The sequence below is a fragment of the Algibacter lectus genome (assembly GCF_004368925.1).
GTDB classification, from domain to species: Bacteria; Bacteroidota; Bacteroidia; order Flavobacteriales; family Flavobacteriaceae; genus Algibacter; species Algibacter lectus.
The window spans coordinates 1,055,542-1,081,209 of the sequence record NZ_SORL01000007.1; the positions used below are offsets into that span (position 1 = coordinate 1,055,542).

At 31.5% G+C, this 25,668-nt stretch carries 21 protein-coding genes; 3 read left to right on the plus strand and 18 right to left on the minus strand.

Annotation, left to right across the window (positions count from 1 at the left end):
• Window positions 1-129 precede the first annotated feature (129 nt).
• Complete coding sequence (locus DFQ06_RS05205) at window positions 130-1,635, plus strand: right-handed parallel beta-helix repeat-containing protein (RefSeq protein ID WP_133966458.1); 1,506 nt, start codon at window positions 130-132, stop codon at window positions 1,633-1,635.
• 418 nt (window positions 1,636-2,053) lie between these two features.
• On the opposite strand, the gene DFQ06_RS19535 is transcribed toward DFQ06_RS05205, so the two are convergent.
• Both DFQ06_RS19535 and DFQ06_RS05215 read right to left on the minus strand, forming a co-directional pair.
• Window positions 2,054-3,271 carry a hypothetical protein gene (locus tag DFQ06_RS19535; RefSeq protein WP_231961799.1) on the minus strand — a complete coding sequence of 406 codons (1,218 nt, stop codon included), beginning with the start codon at window positions 3,269-3,271 and terminating at the stop codon, window positions 2,054-2,056.
• Between the two features lie 13 nt (window positions 3,272-3,284).
• Window positions 3,285-3,755 (minus strand): T9SS type A sorting domain-containing protein, encoded by a 471-nt coding sequence (locus DFQ06_RS05215; protein WP_133966460.1) that lies wholly within the window; start codon window positions 3,753-3,755, stop codon window positions 3,285-3,287.
• Between the two features lie 466 nt (window positions 3,756-4,221).
• Between DFQ06_RS05215 and DFQ06_RS05220 the strand changes: the two genes are divergently transcribed.
• Complete coding sequence (locus tag DFQ06_RS05220; protein ID WP_074935562.1) at window positions 4,222-4,488, plus strand: hypothetical protein; 267 nt, start codon at window positions 4,222-4,224, stop codon at window positions 4,486-4,488.
• A gap of 240 nt (window positions 4,489-4,728) precedes the next feature.
• Here DFQ06_RS05220 and DFQ06_RS19370 read toward each other — a convergent pair whose 3' ends face one another.
• The 11 genes from DFQ06_RS19370 to DFQ06_RS19635 form a co-directional block, all read right to left on the minus strand.
• On the minus strand, window positions 4,729-4,875 hold the full coding sequence (locus DFQ06_RS19370; protein ID WP_159020643.1) for a hypothetical protein: 147 nt from the start codon (window positions 4,873-4,875) through the stop codon (window positions 4,729-4,731).
• 1,191 nt (window positions 4,876-6,066) lie between these two features.
• Window positions 6,067-7,815: a RagB/SusD family nutrient uptake outer membrane protein gene (locus DFQ06_RS05225; protein WP_042505373.1), complete on the minus strand. Its 1,749-nt coding sequence runs from the start codon at window positions 7,813-7,815 to the stop codon at window positions 6,067-6,069.
• Window positions 7,816-7,827: 12 nt separating this feature from the next.
• A complete protein-coding gene (locus DFQ06_RS05230) occupies window positions 7,828-10,995 on the minus strand; it encodes a SusC/RagA family TonB-linked outer membrane protein (RefSeq protein WP_231961800.1) in 3,168 nt (1,055 codons plus the stop codon).
• 24 nt (window positions 10,996-11,019) lie between these two features.
• Window positions 11,020-12,627, minus strand: a complete 1,608-nt coding sequence (locus DFQ06_RS05235; RefSeq protein ID WP_133966462.1) for a glycoside hydrolase family 32 protein — start codon at window positions 12,625-12,627, stop codon at window positions 11,020-11,022.
• A 10-nt stretch (window positions 12,628-12,637) separates the two neighbouring features.
• Entirely contained in the window at window positions 12,638-13,954 is a 1,317-nt protein-coding gene (locus DFQ06_RS05240) for a sugar porter family MFS transporter (RefSeq protein WP_133966464.1), read from the minus strand.
• A gap of 374 nt (window positions 13,955-14,328) precedes the next feature.
• The gene (locus DFQ06_RS05245) at window positions 14,329-17,058 is read right to left on the minus strand and encodes a hybrid sensor histidine kinase/response regulator transcription factor (RefSeq protein ID WP_074935566.1); all 2,730 of its coding nucleotides are present in this window, start codon (window positions 17,056-17,058) and stop codon (window positions 14,329-14,331) included.
• A 622-nt stretch (window positions 17,059-17,680) separates the two neighbouring features.
• Complete coding sequence (locus DFQ06_RS05255; protein ID WP_052415424.1) at window positions 17,681-18,157, minus strand: hypothetical protein; 477 nt, start codon at window positions 18,155-18,157, stop codon at window positions 17,681-17,683.
• Window positions 18,158-18,522: 365 nt separating this feature from the next.
• Complete coding sequence (locus DFQ06_RS05260; RefSeq protein WP_133966466.1) at window positions 18,523-19,149, minus strand: hypothetical protein; 627 nt, start codon at window positions 19,147-19,149, stop codon at window positions 18,523-18,525.
• A gap of 4 nt (window positions 19,150-19,153) precedes the next feature.
• A complete protein-coding gene (locus DFQ06_RS19595) occupies window positions 19,154-19,285 on the minus strand; it encodes a hypothetical protein (RefSeq protein ID WP_262709869.1) in 132 nt (43 codons plus the stop codon).
• 924 nt (window positions 19,286-20,209) lie between these two features.
• Entirely contained in the window at window positions 20,210-20,725 is a 516-nt protein-coding gene (locus DFQ06_RS05265; RefSeq protein WP_133966468.1) for an ankyrin repeat domain-containing protein, read from the minus strand.
• Complete coding sequence (locus DFQ06_RS19635; RefSeq protein ID WP_133966470.1) at window positions 20,716-20,841, minus strand: GH-E family nuclease; 126 nt, start codon at window positions 20,839-20,841, stop codon at window positions 20,716-20,718. Before DFQ06_RS19635 ends, DFQ06_RS05265 begins: the two co-directional genes overlap by 10 nt.
• 239 nt (window positions 20,842-21,080) lie before the next feature.
• Between DFQ06_RS19635 and DFQ06_RS05275 the strand changes: the two genes are divergently transcribed.
• Window positions 21,081-21,266 (plus strand): hypothetical protein, encoded by a 186-nt coding sequence (locus DFQ06_RS05275; protein WP_133966472.1) that lies wholly within the window; start codon window positions 21,081-21,083, stop codon window positions 21,264-21,266.
• Between the two features lie 117 nt (window positions 21,267-21,383).
• Here DFQ06_RS05275 and DFQ06_RS05280 read toward each other — a convergent pair whose 3' ends face one another.
• The 5 genes from DFQ06_RS05280 to DFQ06_RS05300 all read right to left on the minus strand — a co-directional run bounded on the left by DFQ06_RS05280 (window position 21,384) and on the right by DFQ06_RS05300 (window position 25,218).
• Window positions 21,384-21,968, minus strand: coding sequence for an imm11 family protein (locus DFQ06_RS05280; RefSeq protein ID WP_133966473.1), 585 nt, complete (start codon window positions 21,966-21,968; stop codon window positions 21,384-21,386).
• A gap of 476 nt (window positions 21,969-22,444) precedes the next feature.
• The gene (locus DFQ06_RS05285; protein WP_042507082.1) at window positions 22,445-22,819 is read right to left on the minus strand and encodes an immunity 22 family protein; all 375 of its coding nucleotides are present in this window, start codon (window positions 22,817-22,819) and stop codon (window positions 22,445-22,447) included.
• Window positions 22,820-23,475: 656 nt separating this feature from the next.
• Window positions 23,476-23,949 (minus strand): SMI1/KNR4 family protein, encoded by a 474-nt coding sequence (locus tag DFQ06_RS05290; RefSeq protein WP_133966475.1) that lies wholly within the window; start codon window positions 23,947-23,949, stop codon window positions 23,476-23,478.
• 158 nt (window positions 23,950-24,107) lie between these two features.
• Entirely contained in the window at window positions 24,108-24,662 is a 555-nt protein-coding gene (locus tag DFQ06_RS05295) for an REP-associated tyrosine transposase (protein ID WP_074935569.1), read from the minus strand.
• A gap of 181 nt (window positions 24,663-24,843) precedes the next feature.
• Window positions 24,844-25,218 (minus strand): immunity 22 family protein, encoded by a 375-nt coding sequence (locus DFQ06_RS05300; protein ID WP_042507082.1) that lies wholly within the window; start codon window positions 25,216-25,218, stop codon window positions 24,844-24,846.
• Window positions 25,219-25,668: the final 450 nt, after the last annotated feature.

Consider the following 25,668-nt stretch of genomic DNA (forward strand, 5'->3'; position numbering starts at 1 on the left):
AATTGGTGTATTATTTCTCGATCAAACTTTTATTAACGCAAATCACGCAAAAAAAGCCGCAAAAAATGCAATTAAATTGTACAACCAAATAAGATTACATTTACCTTTATACTATAAAACCCCAACAAAATGAATTTACCTAAACTCTCTTTCCTTTTCCTTTTAATAATAACATCAAGTTACAACTTGAAAGCTACTAATTACTATGTCTCAAATTCTGGACTAAACTCAAATACAGGATTAAGCCAAAATGATGCTTTCTTAACCATTCAACATGCTGCGAATCTTGTTATTGCAGGAGATACCGTTTTTGTAGAAAATGGAATTTACGTAGGTTTTGACTTAAGAAATGTAAATGGCACAGCAGCAAATCCTATAATTTTTATGGGAACTGGAAATAGTGTATTAATTAATCAAAGTGGTGCAATAAGAAACGATGGTATTAACATTGAGAATGCTAACTATATAATAATCGATAGCTTTATTGTTAACGATATGCTAGGAAATGGTAATGGAATACGAGTGGTTGTTTCTAATAATTCTATTGTTAGAAATTGTGCTTGCGACAATAATGCAGAACGAGGAATTTTTACAGCATTTACAGATGATATTCTAATTGAATACAATGTTTGCACTAACTCAATCGATGAACACGGAATTTATGTATCTAATAGTTCAGACAGACCTATAATTAGATATAATGAGTGCTATGGTAATAATAATGTTGGAATCCATTTAAACGGAGATTCATCTGCAGGAGGAGATGGAATAATTAGTGATGCCTTAATCTACGGTAACAACATTCATGATAACAATGGAGCTGCTGGAATAAATATGGATGGACTGCAAAATCCTACAGTTTATAATAACCTTATATATAATAATCATTCCTCACAAGGAATTTCACTTTTCCAACAAGATGGAGCCATTGTAACTAATGGAGCCAAAATATATAATAATACCATTATTGTTCCTTCCGATGGTAGATGGGGAATACTACTTCAAAACGGAGCTAATATTAATACAGAAATCTATAATAACATCATTATTAATCAACACGCTTGGAGAGGCTGTATTGCTATAAATAATACTGCCATGTTTACAAGCGATAACAATATATTGAACGATAAAATGAGTAATAAAGGAGACGGTTCGACTATTAGTTTAGCCGCATGGCAAGCATTAGGGCTTGACACAAACTCTCTATTGGCTAGCTCCATGAATTCTATATTTGTTGACCCAACATTAAATGATTTTAATTTGGCAACAGATTCTCAAGCTATTGATACAGGTACCAACCTTGTAAGTACAATAGTTACGTATGATATAAATGGAAATACAAGACCTAAAGGAATAAATTATGATATAGGAGCTTATGAGTTTGACAGTACGCTTTCTACAGATAATAATTCACCTATATTCCAAGGTATTGCTTATCCTAACCCAACTAGTGGCATAATAAACACGAAAATTAAAAACTTAAATAATATTATTCTATATGATATAACAGGTCGTTTTATTAAAATGATTGAACCAAAATCATCAATTGATTTAACTGAATTACCAAATGGTATTTATCTATTAAAATTTATATCAAATGAAAGAGAGTTTATAACAAGAGTTATAAAGGAGTAATACCGCATATAATTAATGACTTGTGTAACTACTTACGAAAATCCTATCTATTTTCTATTCGGTTTACATTCGCGAAATTAGGCACCTACAACACTGAACAAACCATATACATAAGGGTAGGCACACCAAACCGTTGATAATCTATTCGAATGGTTGGTAAATTAGTTGATTAACCGCGCAACTAAACATACACAAACAGGTTACCATTAATTCCTGAACGCAGCAGCAGCTCTAAAACAATAAAGAGAAGTAGCAATTTAACAACTGGCAAATTATTCAAAACTAAGAAAGGGTTATCATTAAAAGTGATAACCCTTTCTAAAAACTTGTATTTATTATTCTTATCTAAACTTCTTGAAAACTCATTGTTTATTTAAAATGTTTGACACTATCAAAGTCATAAGATTACTAGTATTGATTAATGTAAATTCTCCCAATCTAATGAATAAGCAGGATGGAAAATTTTAAAAGGTAAATCGAGTGCAGGATCTACGACACCATTAATATAAGCATCTCCACCATCATAATTAGTTCCACCATAAGAATATAAATATCCTCCACTATAAATTATTTCAAAATCAACATAATAGCTTTGTCCAGCAGTTAAAGAAAGTCCAGAGAACGTAAATAAGTGTGTATTATTTTCCTTTATTGTACTTGTATCAGGTGATGTCGCTAGCAAGTTTCCACCAACACTATCATATACTTTACATGATATAGTTCCAGTAGCCCACGTACCATATGTCCCATAGAATCCTATTTGAGTAACTGTAGCCGAAGAGGTTGCAATAAAAGTCTGCCCCAAAGATTCACCAGATGAAATTAAACCACCCCCTGTAGATGCACCCCAAGTAGATTGATCCAAATCGGAAGCTACAGTCACAACTGCGACTTGGGCTTTTTTATCGGTTAAATTGTAAATCATACTTCCTTCTGGTACACTTGCAATAGCATCTCTTTGTACTGTAGTCATTCTAGGAGGTAAGAATGTCGCTGTAGTAGATGATACTTCCAAAGCAGCTCCATCAGTAATAGTACTATTTCCAACAACTAATTTAGAAGAGGCAGCCACAGTTCCAGTGAATGTTTTGTCTCCAGCCATTGTTTGATTTGAGGTGCTAACAACACCACGTGCCGATTCACTTGCACTTGGCAAGTTAAACGTGTGGGTATCTCCATTAGTCGAAATATTAAAATCAGTTCCGTTTGTATCAGTATTATAAGTTTGTACGTTACCTGAAGTCTTTGCATATAACGCAAAAGGCACACTTAATAACTGACTGGTACCAGTTATGCTATAACTACTTCCCCCTGTTGGGTCGGTTTCTGTTTTTATAAAATAGGTGTCAGCTGACCAATCTATCGTGGTAAAATCACCACTTACAACAGTTCCAGCACCTATTTCTAGTGCTACTAAACCATTTACATTAGTTGCTGGTGTTTGCGTTTCTACATATACTGCCGTACCTGTTGCACTGGTTTGTAAAATGCTTATTTGCATGCCTACAGGTTGGTTTGCAATTAAATTATCATCACTGTCTCTTACAACAGCTTGGTAACTCATTTTTTCTGGGGCTTGGGCAAAACCGCTTGCAGTTATTAAAACTGCTGCTAAAATTGTGTATAGTTTTTTCATAATTAGGTTAAAGTTATTTTTTAATAATTTTAAATGTTTTTAATTCTTGATTGTTTTGGTTTACTTTTAGTACATAAGTCCCTATTGCTAAATGTTGCATTTCTATTTGCATGTTAGATTGGGTTGCTTGACCTTTTGTAATTTCTTTTCCTTGTAAATCATAAAGTGAATAGCTTAAATCTGTAAGATTAGCATCGCTTATAGCCAACACTACATAATCTGATGTTGGATTAGGATAGGTTACAGCAGTTAAATTTACTGTAGTAACTTCTGGATTACTTAGTGTAAATAGTTCTACACTTTGTTGTACTCCTTGAGTAATTGTACCACTACCAGTATTGCTAGTATACACCAATTGACCTACAGAATAACTAGATGAACCACCACTACCTATGGCTTCTCCTCCTGATGCTGGAATAGTTTCTTGTGAATAGATTAAATGTGTAGCAAATAATAGACTTACTACAAATGTTGTGTTTTTCATTGGTATCTTTTTTAATAGATTTCGTCTTTTTTCACCCCAAATAGGTTAAAAGAAAATTAACTAGTCTGATTTAATTCGCCAAATATAATCATTTTATCTATAAAAATAAACACTTAATCGCTTTTTTAGATGTTTTTACGTCTATTAAGTAAGAATAAACTACCTGCAGATTAAATTGAATCAAAAAAAATGATAGCACTGCTAATCGTTGCACAGCACATTAAAAATATGCTCACAAAAACCAATAAATATATAATTTTAAACATGCTTAGTTTTTTTAAATTCCGCTTTTTGTAAAAAAACAGGATGTTTAAAAAAATTCGACATTCATTGATAATTGATAATTATCATAGGAAAATAAGCTTGTCTATTTTACTTTTGATAAAACAGAAAAGATGGAAATTCTAAAACTTACTGAAAAGAATATTCAAGATGAACATATTTGTTGTGAGATAAGTGACAAGAAATGCAAAAGCAGATATCAAAAGTATTTAAAAATGGCTATAATTTTCAAAAAGTAGATGTTAGAGGAAAACTATTTTTTGAATATGTGCCGCTAGAAGATTCTTGGCTTCCATTAATCGGAAAGAATTTTATGGTTATTAATTACTTTTGGGGTTCTGGACAATTTAAAGGAAAAGAAAGGGGAAAATTATTGGAACAATGTTTAGCCGGCTCAAAAAAATGGATGGAATTATTGATGTTTCGAGGGATAAGAAAAAACCTTTTATGACTGGCCCAAAATTTCTCAAACACTATAATTTATTGCTAGTTCTAGCCTACTTAAGGAAATCCTTGCGGATTTTGAACAGTCCCCTAGCGTTAGAAACTATTTTGAAGGTATTTTTATGGGAAGAAAACTCAATTTTAGATTCTGAAAAACTTGAAGATTAAAATGTTATTAAAAAATAAACATAAAACTTCCCGCCGAACTAAATCAGCATTTTTTAATAAACAGTCAGAAAGCTATATTTTAGATAAACATAAACAAATCTTCATCATCAAAAGTTGATGCTGTAATTAAAGTTCTTGGCTCGTTCTTTTTACTCTTTTCAGAATTTAATAATCTTCCAAAATTAAGCTTCTCTAATCTGTTTTTTAATTCTTTTAATGTTTTCATGGCGCATTTCTTTTTCTTGTCATAAATATACGATGCACGCATTGCATTTAGATGTTTGTTTTCAATAAAAAAGCTTCAATATCAAAGAATTATCATTTTTTTAACAATTATATATAATATAGTTTACATTATGGGACTTTGCCATTTTATGAAATTATTCAATTAGAATAATAAGTAAACGTAGCAGTATAAAATAGACTTATTACTTTCTTACACGATAGCTTCAATACTAAAATTTAAAGTAAAAAAAACACAAAAAACCTTGTCTATTTCAATCTTAAAATCTAATTTTATTGTTCAAATTATTACTAATAATAGTGAACACAAAACTGAACACGTTTTGGAACACGATTTAAAATATGGTAGTTTTTAAATAATTGATAATCAATTATTTAGTTTTATGAAATTTTCTTGTACGAAAATTCATAACTCGGAGGTCATGGGATCGTGCCCCATTCTCGCTACAGGTAAACAAAGGGAAAGTCAAGAATTTTATTCTTGACTTTTTTTTTTGCTAAAACATTTGGCGGTTTTTTTAACTTAACTACAAATAGGATCAATTTAAATCGAATTCTATTAAATTGCTATAACGATTATACTAATTCCTTAGAATAATAAAAATTACCAGATAAAACACTGTTGTTACAGAGGTCATTGAAAGAATCAAGATTAAATCTACAGGTTTCTTTAGTAAAGAAATCTTTATTAATACTTCTCTCTTCTATTAAATACTTTTTTAATGGCGTAATCGACAGTTTGCTTATCAAACCGTTAATTTTTTTTGTTAATTAGTCTTGATCATAGATATGTATTCCATAAAAATAGTAAGCTAAGATTTGAGTAATAGTATATATATTAGAAGGACACTTACATCATTCTGAAAAAGGAATACAATATTATAGCAATGTATATACTCAAATTCTTAAAAGGAAAAAAGATTAACACTAATATGACAAAAAAATCATTATTACGAATATTCCATGAGTAACGTCTAAACGACATCTTAAAAGATGAATTCTTTCTCAATCAAACCTTTGTTAGCATGGTTCACGCAAAATAGCAGCGTAAAACCTATTTTAACCTCTAGCCGTTTCAGAACAAGACATACTAAATAATTCCAGAAGAACCTAAAAAATACGAGGCTCTTCTGGAATTTAAAAACTAACTCAAACTACTAAATAAATACTTTAATTAATACCCAGGGTTTTGCTCATATAAACCTCCGGTGAAATCAATTTCTCTTTGAGGAATAGGATAGTATTCATCTCTTCCTGCCGTAAATTTTGCGCTAGAAAGAAAATCTTTTCTAGTTTTTTCAACATCTAAATAAGCGTTAAGTACAGGCTCAGCAATTCCCCAACGTACTAAGTCGAAAAATCTTGGTCCTTCCATACCAAACTCTAAACGTCTTTCAAACATTAAGGCTTTAAGACCTTCTTCTTTAGACATTCCCATTGGATACTCACCAATGTTATAAATATCAGATGCTCCTGCATCTAACTGTCTTTGTGTACTTGCTGCTGCACGTCGTCTGACTTCATTAATTAATCCAATGCCATCATCTACTTGATTCATTTGTATTAAAGCTTCTGCCTTAAACAAAAGGACATCGGCATATCTAATAAACTCAATGTTTTTAGAAGTTCCTACAAATGGCCCTTCTTTAACATAACATGAGCAATCTGGAGCTTGTTGCTCCTTCATGTTTCCAAAATAGCCATACACGCCTGGATCTCTAGCCCAACTAAAATTATAAATCATATCACCAGCCTCATTAACTGTATTTCGATATTTAAATGGACGACCAGGTATTCCAACAGTATGATCAATTCTTGGATCCAAAGTAATTCCTGAAGCTAAAGGAGTTTCTCCATTACCATCAACTACATCAAATATATTACTATCATTAAATGTATCTAATAATGGCAACCCTGATGCATCTGTTTTAAACGCATTTACCATATTATGACTTGCTAAGTGAAAACCACAACATCCATATAAACCTGTTCCGTGCGGTGAGTTTAATCCTGTTACAAAACTAACTCTACCAACGGTTGTACCATCGTTTATTGAAAATTGTGCTGCCCAAATAGATTCTAAACCATTATCAAAACCATCCAAATAATTATTACCGTAATCTGCCTCTAAAGCACCAGTAACATCATCTGCATAATCTACAACTTCTTGTAAACGAGACATGTTAATATTAGTAACTTGGTGTGTATCATTTTGCTCGTAAGCTTGATACAAGCGTAATTTAGCTAAATATGCCGCAGCTGCATTTTTGTCTGCTCTACCTACCTGATCCTGTGATTGAGGTAAATTATTATATGCAAATAAGAAATCGTCTGCTATAGTATTCCATAAAGCATCATTATCCAAACGGTTATCAATTTCTAAAATTTCTTCTTGCGTTAAACCCTCTGTTATGTAAGGGACTTTTTTAAACAATGTTTTTAAAACAAAATGCGAATGCGCTCTTAAAAACCTAAGTTCTGCTTGTCTAATAGTTTTATCTGAATAATCGGCATCTGGAATCTGATTGATTACATCTAAAGCAAAATTAGCTCTTGAAATAGCAGCGTAATAGTTTGTCCACGTTCTTGGAGCCATCCAATCTAACGGGTCATCAGCAATAGTTAAGTTATATTGCTCGTATCTATCTACAACATCTACATCTCCACGACCACCGCCGCCTTTATATGCATCATCTGAACGTACACTACCATACACCCACATACTAGTTAATGGCCCAACCATATCATCATTAGCAATTCCAGCATATGCTGCCACCACTAAGGCTTCGGCATTTTCGGCAGTTGCTACATTTTCATTAGATAAAACACCTTCTGGTTCGTATTCTAAAAAATCATCGGAACAAGCAAACAACACCAATGTTGCCATAATTCCTGTACATATTGTTTTTATATATTTTTTCATGTTTCGCATTTTTTAAAAGTTAATATTAAGTCCTAATGAAAGCGTTGTAGGTACTGGAATTCTATTCACATCCGTACGCTCCGGATCGGCACCTATATAATCACTTGGAGTAATCCAAAATAAATTCTCTCCTTGGAAGTAAACTCTGCAGCTAGTCATTCCTCCTAATTTATTTGCTAATTCTTCAGGAAGAGAATATCCAAATTGAAGGTTTCTTAATTTAAAATAAGAGTTGTTTCTAAATAAATAATCAGAAGTTCTTGTATCGTTATTTGCTAATGTTAAAGAAGGAATACTTGAACCTGTATTGGTTGGCGACCATGCATCTAACACACCAAGACCTGCGTTTTCTCTACCTTGCACAAAATTATTCCAGAAAATATAAGGATCTTGACCAATTCTTCCTGCTACACCAGAACCAAATAATGACACGTCGAAATCTTTATATGCCATATCAATTCTAATACCATACTCTAGGTCTGGCAAAGTAGTTCCAAGGAAATCTCTATCCTCTACACCTACGCTTCCATTACCATCTAAATCCTTAAATTTAATTCCTCCTGGTCTTCCTGCTGGAACTTGTGTTGGGCTATTATCTACATCGGCTTGACTTTGAAATAATCCGTCTGATTTATATCCATAAATTGAAAATTGCGAATGACCAATTATAGAATTATCAACTGTTCCAGGGAATGCAGAAACTACTTCTGCTGGTAATTCGGTAATCTCATCTTTAAATGCTCCAAAGTTGGTAGCAACTGTAAATGATAAACCATTATCTAATGTTTTAGAATATCCTAAAGACAATTCCCAACCTTTTACTTGAGTAGTTGCACCGTTTAAAGTTCTTAATTGACCTTCACCTACTGCTGATGCAATTGGTGGTATCGTTAAAATATCTGAAGTTTCTCTTGTGAAATAATCAAAAGACCCAACAACATTATTATTAAATAATGTAAAATCTAAACCAAGGTTAATCTCCTTTGTAGTCTCCCATTTTAAACCAGCATTTGCAGCTTGAATAGAAACAAATCCAGAAGGTAAATTACCTGTATTATTTCCATTTAAATCGTAAGCAGTACCTACATTATAAAAGGTATTAAAAAAGAAATCATCTCCTGTTGCTTGTAATTGATTTGCACCATATCTAGATTCAAATAATCCAAAACGTGCTACATCTCCAATAGTTTGGTTTCCTACTTCTCCATATCCTGCTCTAAACTTTAATGAGTTTACAATTTCATTATCATTCCAAAACTCTTCATTACTAATTCTCCAACCTACTGTTGCAGCTGGAAAAATACCATATCTATTTTCTGCACCAAATCTAGAAGACCCATCACGACGTAAGGTAAAAGATGCTAAATACCTATCCTCATAACCATAATTAATTTTTCCGAACTGAGATAGCAAACGACTTCCTGTAGAAGAACCTGTATTGGTTCTCGCTCCAGTTGCAGCATCTAACTGAAAGAAAGATTCATTTTCAACTGCAAAACCATCTGCTTGAGCTGTAAAGTTTTGAGAATCATCAGATATAGATTCAGTTCCTAATAGAACACCAATTTTATGTTTTTCGTTAAGCTCTAATTGGTAGCTTAATGTATTTGTAAACACTAAACTTGTGAATTTACTATTGCCATGTATTAGCCTATTATTACCTCTTGTAATAAATCCGTTATTAACTTTAGTCTCAATATCTCTTCTGTTAAAATCGCTATAATCTAGACCTAAACTTGTTCTAAAAGTTAAGTTTTCAATGATATCGAATTCACCCCATATATTACCAAAGAAAGTTGTTCTATCGGTATTATCCCAACGGTTTAAATATTGCATTAAAACAGGGTTATTTCTATCTGAATACCCAGAACCTATAGGACCAGCAAAATCGCCATTAGCATCATAAACTGGTAAAGTTGGAGCTAAAGTAATCGCTAAACCTGGTGTTGGCGCACTACCAACATCTGTAGAAGCCAAGGTTTCATCAGACGTGAATATTTGTGTATTAACACCTACTCTTAATCTATTATCAAATAAATGAAAATTAGAATTTAATTTTGCAGAAATTCTTTCATAACCTGTATATTTCAGAATCCCTGTATTTCTTAAATGTCCAATATTAAGTAAGTGAAAAGAATTATCAGTACCACCAGAAACAGATATTTCATTGTTATAAACATAACCCGTTTTATAAGTTTCATCTTGCCAATCTGTATCGCCAGCAGGTACGCTAGTATCACCTCCTACAAATGGTTGTACAGTTACTCCATTTAGAACAGGGTTGTTAAAATCGCCATTCCAGTCAAAGTTGTAAATTTCACCATAACCACTATTTGGGTCTGAGCCATCATTTACCGAAGCTTGCCATAATGCTTGCCCTCTTTGCTGCGCATTAAGCATATCATAACGTTGTTTCTTCTCAGAAAGCACCGAAATATTTGAGTTAATGCTTACTTTAAATTTTTCACCACCAGCAGCTTTTGAACTGTTTTTAGTAGTAACAATAATTACCCCATTACCAGCACGAGCACCATAAAGAGAAGATGCCGAGGCATCCTTTAGCACTTGAACAGACTCTATAGCACTAGGATTAATACTAGAAAACACATCTTGCCTAACTGTTGGAACTCCATCAATAACAAATAAAGGGTTATTATTACCTAGTGTTGTAGCACCACGAATTAAAATATTACTACTAGCTCCTGTAGGATCTCCAGATTTTTCTATAAACACCCCCGGAACTCTACCTTGCAACCCCTGAACAGCACTACCAGAACTCATACTTACACCCTCCGTAGGCCCAAGTTCTACAACGGTAATAGCCCCTGTTACGTCTACCTTTCTTTCTCTTGCATATCCGGTAACAATAATTTCGTCTAGTGAAGCTGCATCTTCTGTAAGCACTACATTAATTACAGAACGCCCGTTAATTTGAATTTCTTGAGTTTTATACCCAACGTAACTAAAAACTAATGTTGCATTTGAATCAATATTGTCCAAAACATAGTTTCCATCAAAATCTGTGGCCGCACCTTGAGTTGTACCACTTACAATTATAGATACACCTGGCATAGGCATACCATCTTCCAGCGAGGTCACAGTACCTGTAACCTGCGCTTGTACCCATAAGCTCATTAAAGCAAATACGGGAGTAAAAAATAGTTGTTTTAATTTCATCATAATTTAATTTAGTTAATACTTGGTTTAGTTAAAGTTTAATTCATGCACTTCAATGTTATCTAGAATAAATTCTTGATTTTTGCTTTCAATACTTAATTTAGTATATGGTGTGTTTGGAAAGAAAATTTCTGTCATTACGGTTTCACCATTATCATAAAATAACTCAATTGAAGTTTTATCTAATAAAATAGTTCCTGATAAATTATCATTAGTAGAAGTTCTTCCTGCCAAAGTAATTTTATTAGCGAATTTTTCAGAAAAGCTGGTTTTTCCTGATTTTTTTCGATTTATAAAAAACTCTTTTTTAATGTTATCATAACCAAATAACAATTCCTCTCCATTATGGTTAGAAAGTTTAAATGTGTATGTAGTTTCTTCTAAGTTTGAAATATTAAATTGAATTTCTGTTTTAGCCAAATCAATGGATTCAGCATCTATAATTTTTGTATCATCTTTAATGACAATATTTTCTTTTTTATATTTTCTGCCTCTATAGTTAGCTAGCTCTTTTACAGGGTTTGATATTAATCTATAGCCATTTTCGTTTTTTTGAAGTTGTACTTCTCTAGCTATAGTCATAGCACTTCTCCAATTTTCGGTTGGTACTTTTTGAGCGTAATCCCAATTAGACATCCACCCTAGCATAAGTTTACCACCGTTTTTTCTTGTAGCATTAGACCATGTTACCCCTGCATAATTATCTCTACCAAAATCTATCCAATAGTCATGTTTTTCATTTAGTGCTGTTTCAAATTGTTTGTCCATGGTAAATGTAGTTCCATCAAAATCTCCAATGAAATATTGGGTAGCACTACCTCCATTTGGCCCACCAGGATTAATACTTACAAAAAGCACCCATTTAGATTCATTGGTTCCAATAACAGGTAGTTTAAATAAGTCTGGACATTCCCACACACCACCATGACCACCAATACCTTGTCCAAATTCTGAAAGTAAATTCCAGTCTTTCAAGTTTTTAGATTCGTAAAACATAATTTTATCGCCAGCAGCAAGAGACATTATCCATTTATTTCTGTCATCATCCCAAGTAACTTTTGGGTCTCTAAAATCTTTTATTTTATCGTTATCTATAACCGGATTGTTTTCATATTTAGTAAAGGTTTTGCCTTCGTCATTGCTAAATGCAACACTTTGAGTTTGCTTCCAGTTATCATTTCCCTCTAACTTTTTTGAACTGGTATATATAGCTACAATTGGTATTGCTTTACTTACTTCTCCCAAACCAGAACTATTACTAATATCCACCACGGCGCTCCCAGAAAAAATAGTCCCTAATTCATCTGGGTAAATAGCTATGGGCTGTTCCGTCCATGAAATCATATCTGTACTTATTGCGTGCCCCCAATGCATTGGTCCCCAAACATTACTATCTGGGTGGTACTGAAAGTATAAGTGGTAATAACCATTATAATAGAACATGCCGTTAGGATCATTCATCCAAGCTTTTTTTGGAGTAAAATGAAAATTAGGGCGATAAAGATCTTCTTCTGAATAGTTTACAATGATTAATTCATCAACCTTTTGATTGGTTTCACTTTTACCTTTACATCCAATAATGAAGGTTAAAGCCAAAAACATTAAAACTAGATTTGCTTTTCTTACTGTTTTCATATTATATATCTTACTTAATTAGTTTTTTACTCAATTCTTCTAAGCTTACTCCTTTGGTTTCCGGCATCATAAAAATTACAAATAGCAACTGGCACCCCATCATAATTGCAAAGAATAGAAAAACCATACCCGCCCCAATTGTAGAGAATAACACAGGAACTAAAGACGGAACTATAGCGGCTAATACCCAATGCACCGAGCTACCAAATGATTGACCAGAGCTTCTTAAATGATTAGGGAAAATTTCAGAAATAAATACCCATATTACTGTGCCTTGACCAATAGCATGTGCCGCTATAAACATGAACAAAAATATGGGCATTGCACTACCTTCCCAACTAAAAAAGAAAGCAGCTGAAACCAAACTTAATGAAATAATATAACCAAAAGAACATATATACATAAGTTGCTTACGTCCTAATCTATCAATTAAATAAATACCCAAAAGTGTAAATAGCAAGTTGGTTACACCTACGCCTATACTACTTAAAAGGGCTGAACTTTCCTCTAAACCTGCCTCTGCCAATATTCTAGGTGCATAATAAAGCAATGCGTTAATTCCTGATAATTGATTAAAAAAGGCTATTAAAAATGCGAGGGTTAATGGGAATCTATATTTCTTTAAAAAAATGTTTTCATTTGGAACAGTATTTTCCATTTCATCCTTAATCTCCATCATCAACTTTTCTGGATCTTGATCTGGATTAATAATTTTAAGAACATTTACTGCTTCGGCATTTCTTAATTTAGTTAGCAACCACCTTGGGCTTTTAGGAACCGTTAATACAAAAAGTGTATATATAGCCGCAGGAATAGCCTCTACACCTACCATCCATCTCCAAGCGTTTTCTCCTATATTATTTAGCAGGTAGTTAGATAGGAAAGCGACAAGAATACCAAAAACTATATTAAATTGATATAAGCCAACCAATTTGCCACGGTCTTTAGCCGGAGCTATTTCTGATATGTAAGCTGGAGCTGCAATTGTAGATGCTCCAACACCTAAACCACCTATAAATCTAAAAACGGCAAAAATTATAGGATCGTTAGCTAAGGCAGAACCGATAGCGGATATTGTATATAAAACACCTATCCATACTAAAGTATTTTTACGTCCTAATTTATTAGTAGGAATACCACCAAAAAAAGCACCAATTACAGTTCCCCAAAGTGCCATACCTATTACTACAACACCATGGAACATATCTGAAGAACCCCATAATAATTGTAGTCGCTTTTCTGCGCCCGAGATAACTACTGTATCAAATCCAAAAAGGAAGCCAGCTAAGGCAGCTGTAACAGACCATATTAGTATCTTCTTATTCATATGTGTGGTGGTGTTTAGTTAGTTTTAGTGTTTGCAAGTTATACTGAAAGCCTTTTTTGATGTGTTACATATGTATCAATATATATTGAAATTGTTCAGTTGAACTTAAATACAGTGTAAACACCTGATTTAAAAAAGATTAAACCCTTTAATTTTTAAATTATAAAAAACTAATCTCTAAAATTGTTACACCATTATTTCAAAATTGATACCTTATTATATGTTATTAACATGCGAATTCAATAAAAAAACCCACCTCAAAATAAGAATACCATTAATAACTACCACTAAAAAAATAGTGTTCATAAAAAAACACCCCTTATTTTAGCAAAACAAGAATTGGTAACTAAAGAAAACATAAAGTAAAGGCAGGCTTAAGACGCTCTGTATGCTTTAGGTGAATTATCAAACTTGTTCTTAAAACTAGTAGAAAAGTAATTAGGAGAAGAAAAGCCAGTAGCATATGCAATCTCAGAGATTGTTAATTTGGTTTCTTTCAAAAGTGTTTTTGCCTTTTCTAAGCGTATATTTTGAATATAATCGCTAATTGAAACACCTAAAATAGCTTTGGTTTTTCGGTATAGTTGTACTCTGGATATGTTTAGAGCAGTAGCTAAGTTTTCAACCGAAAATTTAGAATTATCTAAATTCTCGTTTATTATTTCATTTATTTTAGATAAAAAATCCTGTTCTATCGAGCCAAAACTATTATCCGTATTTATTTTGTGAATGTTGTTTATAAAATAATAACGAAGTTTTTCCCTATTATAAATCATGGTTTTTATGGATTGCTGAAGAACAGCAAAACTAAACGGCTTGGTTAAATATAAATCTGCGCCCGATTCCAAACCTTTTAAATAAGATTCTTTATTATTTAAAGCAGTTAGCATAATTGTTGGAATATGAGAAGTTCTTAAGTCCTTCTTTAAAATTTCGCATATTTCAAAACCTGTTTTATCTGGTAAATTAATATCGCAAATAATAATGTCGGGCACTATTTCATAAGCTTTTTCAATACCATCAGTTCCATCGGAGACATGTACGTCATATTCGCCAATCAATTTATTTCTTAAATATTTAATTAAATCTGAATTATCTTCAATAATAAGAATAGAGTAATGCTCTTCATCACGAACTACACCAACCTCAACAAACTCGTTTTCTTCAAAATCTGTATTAAAATTTAATACAGAATTATCTATTAAATCGGGTTCGTAAATAATCTCATCAGAACTTAAATGCGCATTTCCTTTGTAAAGTGTTAGGGTAAATTCTGTACCATGTTTGCTTGATACATCTATGGTTCCTTTATGCATTTCCACAAACTCTTTTGATAAATGTAAACCAATACCAGAACTTACTTTATTGTTGTTGGATGCCTGAAAGAAGGCTTGAAAAACATTATCTAGATCTTTTTTAGGTATTCCAATTCCGCTATCCTTAAAATTGATTTTAACAAAATTGCTATCAACTTCATTTAAAATATTAATATGTACACTACCATTATTTGGTGTAAACTTAAAGGCATTGGATAGTAAATTGAAGTAGACTTTATCCATTAAATTTCTATCTATATAAATTTTTAAATTTTCATCGTTGGTGTTAATTAAGAATTCGATATTTCTTTTTTGTGCTTCACGTTCAAAATCTTTAAAAATTCCGGTTGAAAACTCATAAATATTAGTTTCCGAGGCTTTTAATATAAATTTTCGGTCTTCAATTTTTCTAAAATCTAGAAGTTGATTTATTAACCTTAATAATCGTTTAGAGTTATTGTAAATTAAACCAACTTCCCTTAAAAGTTTATTATCCTTAATGGCATTATCTTCACTTAAAGATTCAATTGAAGATAAAATAAGTGTTATTGGTGTTTTAAATTCATGCGATAATCCTGTAAAGAAATTCGTTTTAGCATCGTTACTAACCTTTACTTCTTCGGCAAATTTCTTGATTTGATTACGCTGCGTCGTTATTTTTTTATTTTGAATTTCTAACTCACGCTTTTTCTTTTTAATATTATTTGCTGAATATACACTGTAGATAGCTAAAAGTAAACTTGTAATTAACAATCCTAAAAGCACTTTTAGTATGTTCTTTTGAGTTGAATATGTTTCCTCTTGCTGTGTTATTTTTTCTTGTTGTTCTTCTATTTCATTTTGATGCTTATTAATTTTATCATACTGATTTTTCATAATCTCAGCATTTCTATAATCAATTACCGTGGTGTTTAATATGTTGTTTTTAGAAACGTTTTCTTTTCGTAAAATCTTCATAGCTATTTTTATAGCTTCGTCTCCACCCGTTGGATATAATATAGTTGCAGCTAGTATACCATTTTGCACTAATTGAATTCCATTATTTGCACCATTTAAGCCATCTACACCAATAAACTTAATAGACTCTTCAAGGCCTTTAGATTTTGCAATTTTCCAGGTTCTATACGCAATATCATCATTAAAAGCATACACAAAATTAATAGGTTTAACATGTAGCGAATCTAAAATTTGAGGTACCCTTTGTTCAATATCTTCATCATTAATTCTATACTCAACCTTACTATTGGGTTCATTATATATAATTTCATGAAATCCTAAATGTCTCTCGATAACAGGTGAAGAATTATCACTTCCTCTAATTTCAAGAATTTTGGATGGTTTTTCATTTAAAGAAGCTATATAATTAGCAGCATTACGCCCTACATCGAGATTATTGGCTCCAATGAAAGCTGTAAATTTTTGTGAATTAATTTTTCGATCCATAATAATAACCGGAATCCCTTTATCATAAGCTTTTTCAATTACAGAAACCAATGGTTCTGGTCTTAACGGGGAAACGATTATAACATCAAACTCATTATCTATCATGAATTCAATTTGGGATTTTTGAAGTTCTACATTTTCATTGCCCTGAAAAATTGTTAAATCAATGTCCTCATATAATGAAGCTTCAACTTCCATTTCATGATCCATAGCTTTTCTCCAATCATCCTTACTAATACATTGAGAAAAACCAATTTTGTGCTTTAATGACTCCTCGTTTTTACAACCAGTAATAATCAATAAAGCAAATAGAATAAAATAATTATTTAAATTAATATTTTTCATTTATTTAAAATATAAGCAGGAACTAAGGTATTGTTTATTTAAATAAATGGTTAATTAAAAAAAAATAATTATACATCCAATTATCACTTTTTAGTATTGTAGGAGGTTTTCGATATTTACTGTCTGTTTTAAAACTTATATTATTGTTCTGCCCTAACAACAAACGTATGCTCTAAATAAATTAGTTAATATAAACCCGTTAACTCCATGAAGATATAACTTTTTATAGATTAAGCTAATTTGTCTTTTTTAAGACAAGAAATAACTAACCAAAATCGTGTTTTTACTTCCAACGGAATACTTTAAATCAACATTATTCTTTTAATCTATTCCGTTTTTACAGAAAACTTAAACGATGTATTACTCTGTATCTAACCAATATACTGTTGCAAACGAAACAAAACATGCCGCTGTTGGATTATGAAATTTATACTTTCTACGCATAATTTAAAAATACAAAAAGCTACCTAAATGAATAGATAGCTTTTATTGTTTAAATTTTTTAAGTGAAACTTTATTGGGATGGTACTTGTTACGAACTAGCACTAGTGAGGATTCTAATTACTATGCTCTTTTTCTCAACAGAAAGATTCTCGCGTTAGCGGTGCGATTTTTCTATCAACTAGCTTTCTAATAACATGTTGTCCAATAAGTCATCAAACTCATTCCTTTGCGGTTCTACTTGTAAATAATTTACATTAAATTTTCCTTGTAAATATTTAAGTAATTTAGGTTTAAGATAAAGTTCCTTCTTATCATTAAGTAAAATATCATCTGCAAATTCTTGTCCGATAACTTGTAGCCAAAAAAAGATGGGTACAGGTTTTTCTAATTGATAATTATCTTCAAAATATTCTGCTTTAGAAACCTCCATTTCTGAAAATTTAAATCCTGAAAAATCACTAATTTCTAATCCTTTTTTTAATTTTTCAGTAATAATAAATGCCGGATAACATTCCATTAAATCATCACCAAGCCAATCTTCAAGATCGATATGTAAATTTAAAATTGTCTTAAAGGGAGGTTCAAACTCTTTAAACGTAGTTTTTTCACCAAGACCAGAAATTACTTCGGGTTGTATTTTTATATAGTTTTCCATTTCAATATTTATTATAAAGGCGGATCAAATAAATGACCGAATTTCTTATCCCCCACTCGTGCCACATCTATAATCGCAGAACCTTGAGCGCTTTTGTAAAGCGTGACTAATTGTTTTCCTATTTCAAATTACCATAGAGCATGTACTTTAACCGAAGGGTTTTAAAATAGGTTGGTCGAATAAATAAATCTACCCAATCAATTATTGTTATTGTCACAAATGTTGGAACTGTACTATCTATAACTTTATATCTCTCAGACAGTGTTTAAATATAATAAATTGCATTGCAAATGCTAAAAAAAATTAGACACACTTCACAGAAGTGCGCCAGAGTTACGGATATGGTGCGCGAGAGGGCTTGTGTATCATAATGTATTATTCTTGTTCCATGGTAATGTTAACTCATCTTCTCCCCACCTTTTTAAGCGCGAAACACTATCATATTGATCTAATTTTGGATATAATTCCCAATTATTATTTACATTAACAGCTTTTGTCGCCTCTTTAACATCCTCATACAATTTACCATCTTCTATATAGCGATTCCAAACAGTTAATTTCCCTTCGGGTGTAAAAATATATTGAACATCTTTAATACTCTTGCTACAAGCATAAAACTCTTTATCATCAGAATAAATGAAATAGTATAAACTTTCTAAAAACAGCTTTTTTGGATGATGGTTACCTCCAAAAGTATATGAAAGATATATTCTATTAAACTCATCTATAAAATTAATAATCACATTTCCATCATTAAATAAAATATCTGCATAAGGCTGGTCATTATCTTTAATTAATGCTGTTATATGAAATAATAATTTATTTTTATAGGCGTATTTTGACCAATTTTCTAAAGAAGATAATGCTTCTTCTAATATTTCTTTTTCTATTTCATCTTCATAAGAATTTCTATAAAAATCTAATGTGTCTTCTTTATCCTGAATTTCTCCGTAGGCATCATTCCAGCCCATTAATATGTATTTTAATTCCATAATATTACCACCATTTTAATGCATCCATGGTTACATCTTTAATTTCATCAATTATAACTTTTTTCTTTTTAGCATATTTTAGAACTTCTTCAGGGATTGCACCATTTTGTTTTGGTATTTGTAAAATATAACCCACTCGTGCCACATCTATAATCGCAGAACCTGGTGCGCTTTTGTAAAGCGTGACTAATTGTTTTCCTATTTCAAATTACCATAGAGCATGTACTTTAACCGAAGGGTTTTAAAATAGGTTGGACGAATAAATAAATCTACCCAATCAATTATTATTATTGTCACAAATGTTGGAACAGTGCTATCTATAACTTTATATCTCTGAGACAGAGTTTAAATATATCAAATTGCATTGCAAATGCTAAAGAAAATTAGACACACTTCACAGAAGTGCGCCAGAGTTACGGATATGTCGCGCGAGGGGATTAACTTCTCTGTTATTCTCTATGTCATTAATAGAATTGACCTTAAATTTAGAAACAGTTTTATCACTGTTTCTTTTTTCTGCATAAATAGATCCATTGTTTTTCTCTAAAACCTCCTGAATAAAAGGAATAAAATCAGTTAATGGCATGACTATATTTATATATGACATATTTGGTGTCTTATTTTATTTACAACTTACACTTGTTTTTTACCCACTCGTGCCACATCTATAATCCCAGAACCTGGCGCGCTTTTGTAAAGCGTGACTAATTGTTTTCCTATTTCAAATTACCATAGAGCATGTACTTTAACCGAAGGTTTTTAAAATAGGTTGGTTTAATAAATAAATCTACCCAATCAATTATTGTTATTGTCACAAATGTTGGAACTGTACTATCTATAACTTTATATCTCTGAGACATTGTTTAAAGATAATAATTTGCATTGCAAATGCTAAAGAAAATTAGACACACTTCACAGAAGTGCGCCAGAGTTACGGATATGTCGCGAGAGGAGAGTTAATAAGTTTTTTGAAAAGGCTCTAAAAACGAAGTCTTTGAGCATAAAAAACCACAATTGTTATATTGAGGCTCTTATTTTATGAAAAGATTACAAATCTGAACTATTCTTCTTTTATGTATTCAAAAATATCTTTATAACTATACTGACCGTCTTCGTCATCTTCCTGCATTATTTTTAAGGCAGAAATCCCATATTCATTCTCGATATTTACATTTGCTTTATTTTTGATTAACATCCAAATAGATTCTTTTTCTTCAGGTTTATTATGAACCGCTCTCCATAATGGAGTATTTCCGAATTTATCTTTAAGATTAATATTTACTCCTTTTGTAGAAAGAATTTCTTTTAAAATTTTAGGATAACCTTCTTCAATAGCAAAATGTATAGCTGTAAACCCATTTTCATCCTGTATATTAACATCTATATTATCATATTCTAAAAGTTTTTTTACAAAATTGTATTTGTTTTTAATAACACAATTTATTAAAAAGCTTCTTCCAAATGAATCTGTTGCGTTTACACCATATTCTGTAATTAACTTTTCAATTTGAGTAAAATCATCTTGAACTAAAGCTTTAATTAATTTATCTTCATCAATACTCATATTTAATGGCATTTTAGTTTTTTCTTTGATTTTTGTTTTTCGTGTTTATGACTCATATTTTCATGAGGATCTTCTATTTGAAATTTGTCAGGGTCGTTTACAAAATCATTAAACTCCTTTTGTGTCATACCACTCGTGCCACATCTATAATCACAGAACTTGGCGCGCTTTTGTAAAGCGTGACTAATTGTTTTCCTATTTCAAATTACCATAGAGCATGTACTTTAACCGAAAGGTTTTAAAATAGGTTGGTCGAATAAATAAATCTACCCAATCAATTATTGTTATTGTCACAAATGTTGGAACAGTACTATCTATAAGTTTATATCTCTGAGACATTGTTTAAAGATAATAAATTGCATTGCAAATGCTAAAGAAAATTAGACACACTTCACAGAAGTGCGCCCAGAGTTACGGATATGATGCGCGAGGGGAAACAACCAAACGTTTAGAGAATATCTCTGCCTTGTCTGATGAAAACAAAAACTTTGTTTTTAAAATGATTGATATGGCATTGCAAAACTTTAAAACCAAACAAGCTTTTGCGCAATAAAAAAACCACAGCTGTCGCTATGGTTTTACTTTATCATTTGTATTTCTTACTCTAATTCGCCACTAGTTAAAAACTAGCGGTAGCCTTACTCGGACATACTAGCGACATCAGGGGTCACTAGTTATAATCTACAAAAGAAGGAGATAATTGATTTCCTTCTTTCACAAATTGTGTTCCTTTCACTCTAAATTCTTTACATTTTTCTAATAATGTAAAATTTACTACTATTATAGATTTTGACTCTAACATTCGCACAATACAGTGATCTTTTAATTTATCGCTTTTAAAAAATAAATTATTTATTTTTATGGGTCCATTAGGAAAAGACTTCATTAGTGGCTTAATTTCAGATTTTTCTTTATCTAAACACTCTACACTATTTAGAATATTCATTGCAAAGAAATATTCGTTAATCTTACCAGATGAAGTGTCTTCGATAATCGCAGGGATAAATTGACAGTCTTCAATATTAAATTTTTCTATTATTTGTTTTAACTTTAAACTTACTAAAGGAGCTCCTATTGTAGGCAATATATCATACTCACCAACATAACTATCAAACTTATCTACTGTATAAATTAATTTATCCTTCGAAGAAGAATTTAAGCCTATTTCTAAATTACTTTTTTGAATACTATTTTTATCACTAAACGAGAAAAAAACATCTCTAGGATAATAATCTGTTAACTTATAATATTTCATTTTCTATCCGTTACAATGTAGTTTAACTTTTCCATCTCTCAAATCTTTCCGCGTACCATTAGCTAAATCATCTAAAGCTTGATGACCACTCGTGCCACATCTATAATCACAGAACCTGGGGCGCTTTTGTAAAGCGTGACTAATTGTTTTCCTATTTCAAATTACCATAGAGCATGTACTTTAACCGAAGGATTTTAAAATAGGTTGGTCGAATAAATTAATCTACCCAATCAATTATTGTTATTGTCACAAATGTTGGAACAGTACTATCTATAACTTTATATCTCTAAGACATTGTTTAAATATAATAAATTGCATTGCAAATACTAAAAAAAAACAGACACACTTCACAGAAGTGCGCCAGAGTTACGGATATGCCGCGCGAGGGGTTTTTACTGTTGGTGTTTTTGTGTATTTATATTTATCGCAATAAAAAAACCACCGCAGTTGCAATGTCTTATATTTTTATTAAATCTTTATTCCCAATCAAAAGTTCCTATATATTTTAAACCTTCAAATTCTTTAGCTAAAGAATCGCCATCTAACCATTCATCTCCATAATATAACATTGCATTAGGATTAGTTAGCTTATTATTTTTGCAATATTTTAATACATCTTTTGTTAATTGATCACTAGGGAGTCCATCTAGTAGTTTTTGTAAATCATTTTCAATATAAACATGCCCAATGAAATCATTATCATAAGAGTTTTTATTCAAATATTTGCAAAACCCACAACGTTCGAAGTCTTCTCCTTCTTGGCTATTATAAAAGGAGGTTAGATCGAATAGTTGGTGAAATTCTTCTTCTGTACCACTAAATATACCTACCCATAAATGTAATTCATCCATAATTATTCAAAAAATTAATGTGTTTTCTTTAAGTGCTTATTGTGCATTTGTGTTACTATTGTTTTTGCTTGTTTTTTTGTTTTTGCTGCTTTTAATCTGGCAATTAATCTTTTATGGAAATTAGCAGAAGCTTCGGAATTATTTACCCACTCGTGCCACATCTATAATCGCAGAACCTGGCGCGCTTTTGTAAAGCGTGACTAATTGTTTTCCTATTTCAAATTACCATAGAACATGTACTTTAACCGAAGGGATTTAAAATAGATTGGTCGAATAAATAAATCTACCCAATCAATTATTGTTATTGTCACAAATGTTGGAACTGTACTATCTATAACTTTATATCTCTGAGACAGTGTTTAAAGATAATAAATTGCATTGCAAATGCTAAAGAAAATTAGACACACTTCACAGAAGTGCGCCAGAGTTACGGATATGGCGCGCGAGGGGGACACTAAATTCCAAACACATTGGGATGGAATAACCATGAGCTTTAATTAGGTACTTATTGACAATTAGCATAAACTTGTTTCAAAATAGATCAAATTAAATCGTAATAGTCTAAAAACTGTAAAACTGATTATCAATTTCATGAAAATCTAACTTTATTTTAAGACATACAGATTTAAGGTACAAATCCGCGCTATCGGGCTAAATTAATTTAACGGTTCTACCGATAAACAAAAATCTTTAAAATTATGAGCAACTCCAATAAGCCCCTCTTCAATCTCGTATTCCCAAGAAATATATTTTATTGTGCCTGTGGGAATTTCTATAAAAAAATCATTCCCTCCAGCATCGCCAGCAAAAGGGATATGACTTTCCATAAATTTTTTTGCTCCTGCAGAACGTTCTTTTATCGCCTCCCAAATACTTTGGATTTGGTCAATTCTATAAATACTCTCTAATTCTAATTCATAATATTCATCTTCATCATCCTTTTCAAACTGTTCAATACTTACTACAGCTCCTTCATTAAAAAATACTCCATCATATGCAAGATAAAATTTAATAAAGTCTTCTTTTCCTTTGAAATCTTGTGAAATTACATTTTCAATTTTTTCTTTTGTTACACCGTTATTCAAAATATGCATCTTCAAAGCGGTGTTTGTAAAAAACAGATTAGCCATTTTTATTTATGATTTACATTTAATTTTTGTTTTTTTCTTTGTTTGTACATAGCCCTGCCCATTATTATTTTTTCTATAATCTCCACTCGTGCCACATCTATAATCGCAGAACCTGGCGCGCTTTTGTAAAGCGTGACTAATTGTTTTCCTATTTCAAATTACCATAGAGCATGTACTTTAACCGAAGGGGTTTCTAGATTGTCCCCTTCATAGACTGCATAGCTACTATTTTTCCAATCTCTTTCATGATAAACTAATTCTGAAGCCACAGGATTATAATGTATATAATTTATACGTTGCTCTATTTTTTTGCTAGTATCTAAAATTACGGGATGATACCCATCTTTCCAAACCTTATAACTAACACCTTTCTTTACACGCTTTGCTGCATAATTAAATTTAGCTAAAAGCCATTCCCTTCTACTTTCAGGAAGTTCTTTTATCGCTTTTATAAATTCCTTAGAGGTGTGTTTTTTAAAATCGCGAATAATGTCCTGCAACTCATTTTCTTGAGAACTAATAATAAGATGTATATGACTACTCATATATACGTATGCATGTACCGCTAATCCTTTGTTTGAAATACAATAATTTAGAGAATCATCTAATATTTTAAAATAGGTCGGTCGAATAAATAAATCTACCCAATCAATTATTGTTATTGTAACAAATGTTGGAACGGTACTATCTATAACTTTATATCTCTGAGACATTGTTTAAAGATAATAAATTGCATTGCAAATACTAATGAAAATTAGACACACTTCACAGAAGTGCGCCAGAGTTACGGATATGCCGCGCGAGGGGTTTTTACTGTTGGTGTTTTTGTGTATTTATATTTATCGCAATAAAAAAACCACCGCAGTTGCAATGTCTTATATTTTTATTAAATCTTTATTCCCAATCAAAAGTTCCTATATATTTTAAACCTTCAAATTCTTTAGCTAAAGAATCGCCATCTAACCATTCATCTCCATAATATAACATTGCATTAGGATTAGTTAGCTTATTATTTTTGCAATATTTTAATACATCTTTTGTTAATTGATCACTAGGGAGTCCATCTAGTAGTTTTTGTAAATCATTTTCAATATAAACATGCCCAATGAAATCATTATCATAAGAGTTTTTATTCAAATATTTGCAAAACCCACAACGTTCGAAGTCTTCTCCTTCTTGGCTATTATAAAAGGAGGTTAGATCGAATAGTTGGTGAAATTCTTCTTCTGTACCACTAAATATACCTACCCATAAATGTAATTCATCCATAATTATTCAAAAAATTAATGTGTTTTCTTTAAGTGCTTATTGTGCATTTGTGTTACTATTGTTTTTGCTTGTTTTTTTGTTTTTGCTGCTTTTAATCTGGCAATTAATCTTTTATGGAAATTAGCAGAAGCTTCGGAATTATTTACCCACTCGTGCCACATCTATAATCGCAGAACCTGGCGCGCTTTTGTAAAGCGTGACTAATTGTTTTCCTATTTCAAATTACCATAGAACATGTACTTTAACCGAAGGGATTTAAAATAGATTGGTCGAATAAATAAATCTACCCAATCAATTATTGTTATTGTCACAAATGTTGGAACTGTACTATCTATAACTTTATATCTCTGAGACAGTGTTTAAAGATAATAAATTGCATTGCAAATGCTAAAGAAAATTAGACACACTTCACAGAAGTGCGCCAGAGTTACGGATATGGCGCGCGAGGGC

Excerpts from the sequence above, each read along its gene's own strand:
- DFQ06_RS05205 (WP_133966458.1), top strand. The coding sequence starts at position 130 with ATGAATTTACCTAAACTCTCTTTCCTTTTCCTTTTAATAATAACATCA.
- DFQ06_RS19535 (WP_231961799.1), bottom strand. The coding sequence starts at position 3,271 with ATGAAAAAACTATACACAATTTTAGCAGCAGTTTTAATAACTGCAAGC.
- DFQ06_RS05215 (WP_133966460.1), bottom strand. The coding sequence starts at position 3,755 with ATGAAAAACACAACATTTGTAGTAAGTCTATTATTTGCTACACATTTA.
- DFQ06_RS05220 (WP_074935562.1), top strand. The coding sequence starts at position 4,222 with ATGCAAAAGCAGATATCAAAAGTATTTAAAAATGGCTATAATTTTCAA.
- DFQ06_RS19370 (WP_159020643.1), bottom strand. The coding sequence starts at position 4,875 with ATGAAAACATTAAAAGAATTAAAAAACAGATTAGAGAAGCTTAATTTT.
- DFQ06_RS05225 (WP_042505373.1), bottom strand. The coding sequence starts at position 7,815 with ATGAAAAAATATATAAAAACAATATGTACAGGAATTATGGCAACATTG.
- DFQ06_RS05230 (WP_231961800.1), bottom strand. The coding sequence starts at position 10,995 with ATGATGAAATTAAAACAACTATTTTTTACTCCCGTATTTGCTTTAATG.
- DFQ06_RS05235 (WP_133966462.1), bottom strand. The coding sequence starts at position 12,627 with ATGAAAACAGTAAGAAAAGCAAATCTAGTTTTAATGTTTTTGGCTTTA.
- DFQ06_RS05240 (WP_133966464.1), bottom strand. The coding sequence starts at position 13,954 with ATGAATAAGAAGATACTAATATGGTCTGTTACAGCTGCCTTAGCTGGC.
- DFQ06_RS05245 (WP_074935566.1), bottom strand. The coding sequence starts at position 17,058 with ATGAAAAATATTAATTTAAATAATTATTTTATTCTATTTGCTTTATTG.
- DFQ06_RS05255 (WP_052415424.1), bottom strand. The coding sequence starts at position 18,157 with ATGGAAAACTATATAAAAATACAACCCGAAGTAATTTCTGGTCTTGGT.
- DFQ06_RS05260 (WP_133966466.1), bottom strand. The coding sequence starts at position 19,149 with ATGGAATTAAAATACATATTAATGGGCTGGAATGATGCCTACGGAGAA.
- DFQ06_RS05265 (WP_133966468.1), bottom strand. The coding sequence starts at position 20,725 with ATGCCATTAAATATGAGTATTGATGAAGATAAATTAATTAAAGCTTTA.
- DFQ06_RS19635 (WP_133966470.1), bottom strand. The coding sequence starts at position 20,841 with ATGACACAAAAGGAGTTTAATGATTTTGTAAACGACCCTGACAAATTT.
- DFQ06_RS05275 (WP_133966472.1), top strand. The coding sequence starts at position 21,081 with ATGCTAAAGAAAATTAGACACACTTCACAGAAGTGCGCCCAGAGTTAC.
- DFQ06_RS05280 (WP_133966473.1), bottom strand. The coding sequence starts at position 21,968 with ATGAAATATTATAAGTTAACAGATTATTATCCTAGAGATGTTTTTTTC.
- DFQ06_RS05285 (WP_042507082.1), bottom strand. The coding sequence starts at position 22,819 with ATGGATGAATTACATTTATGGGTAGGTATATTTAGTGGTACAGAAGAA.
- DFQ06_RS05290 (WP_133966475.1), bottom strand. The coding sequence starts at position 23,949 with ATGGCTAATCTGTTTTTTACAAACACCGCTTTGAAGATGCATATTTTG.
- DFQ06_RS05295 (WP_074935569.1), bottom strand. The coding sequence starts at position 24,662 with ATGTCTCAGAGATATAAAGTTATAGATAGTACCGTTCCAACATTTGTT.
- DFQ06_RS05300 (WP_042507082.1), bottom strand. The coding sequence starts at position 25,218 with ATGGATGAATTACATTTATGGGTAGGTATATTTAGTGGTACAGAAGAA.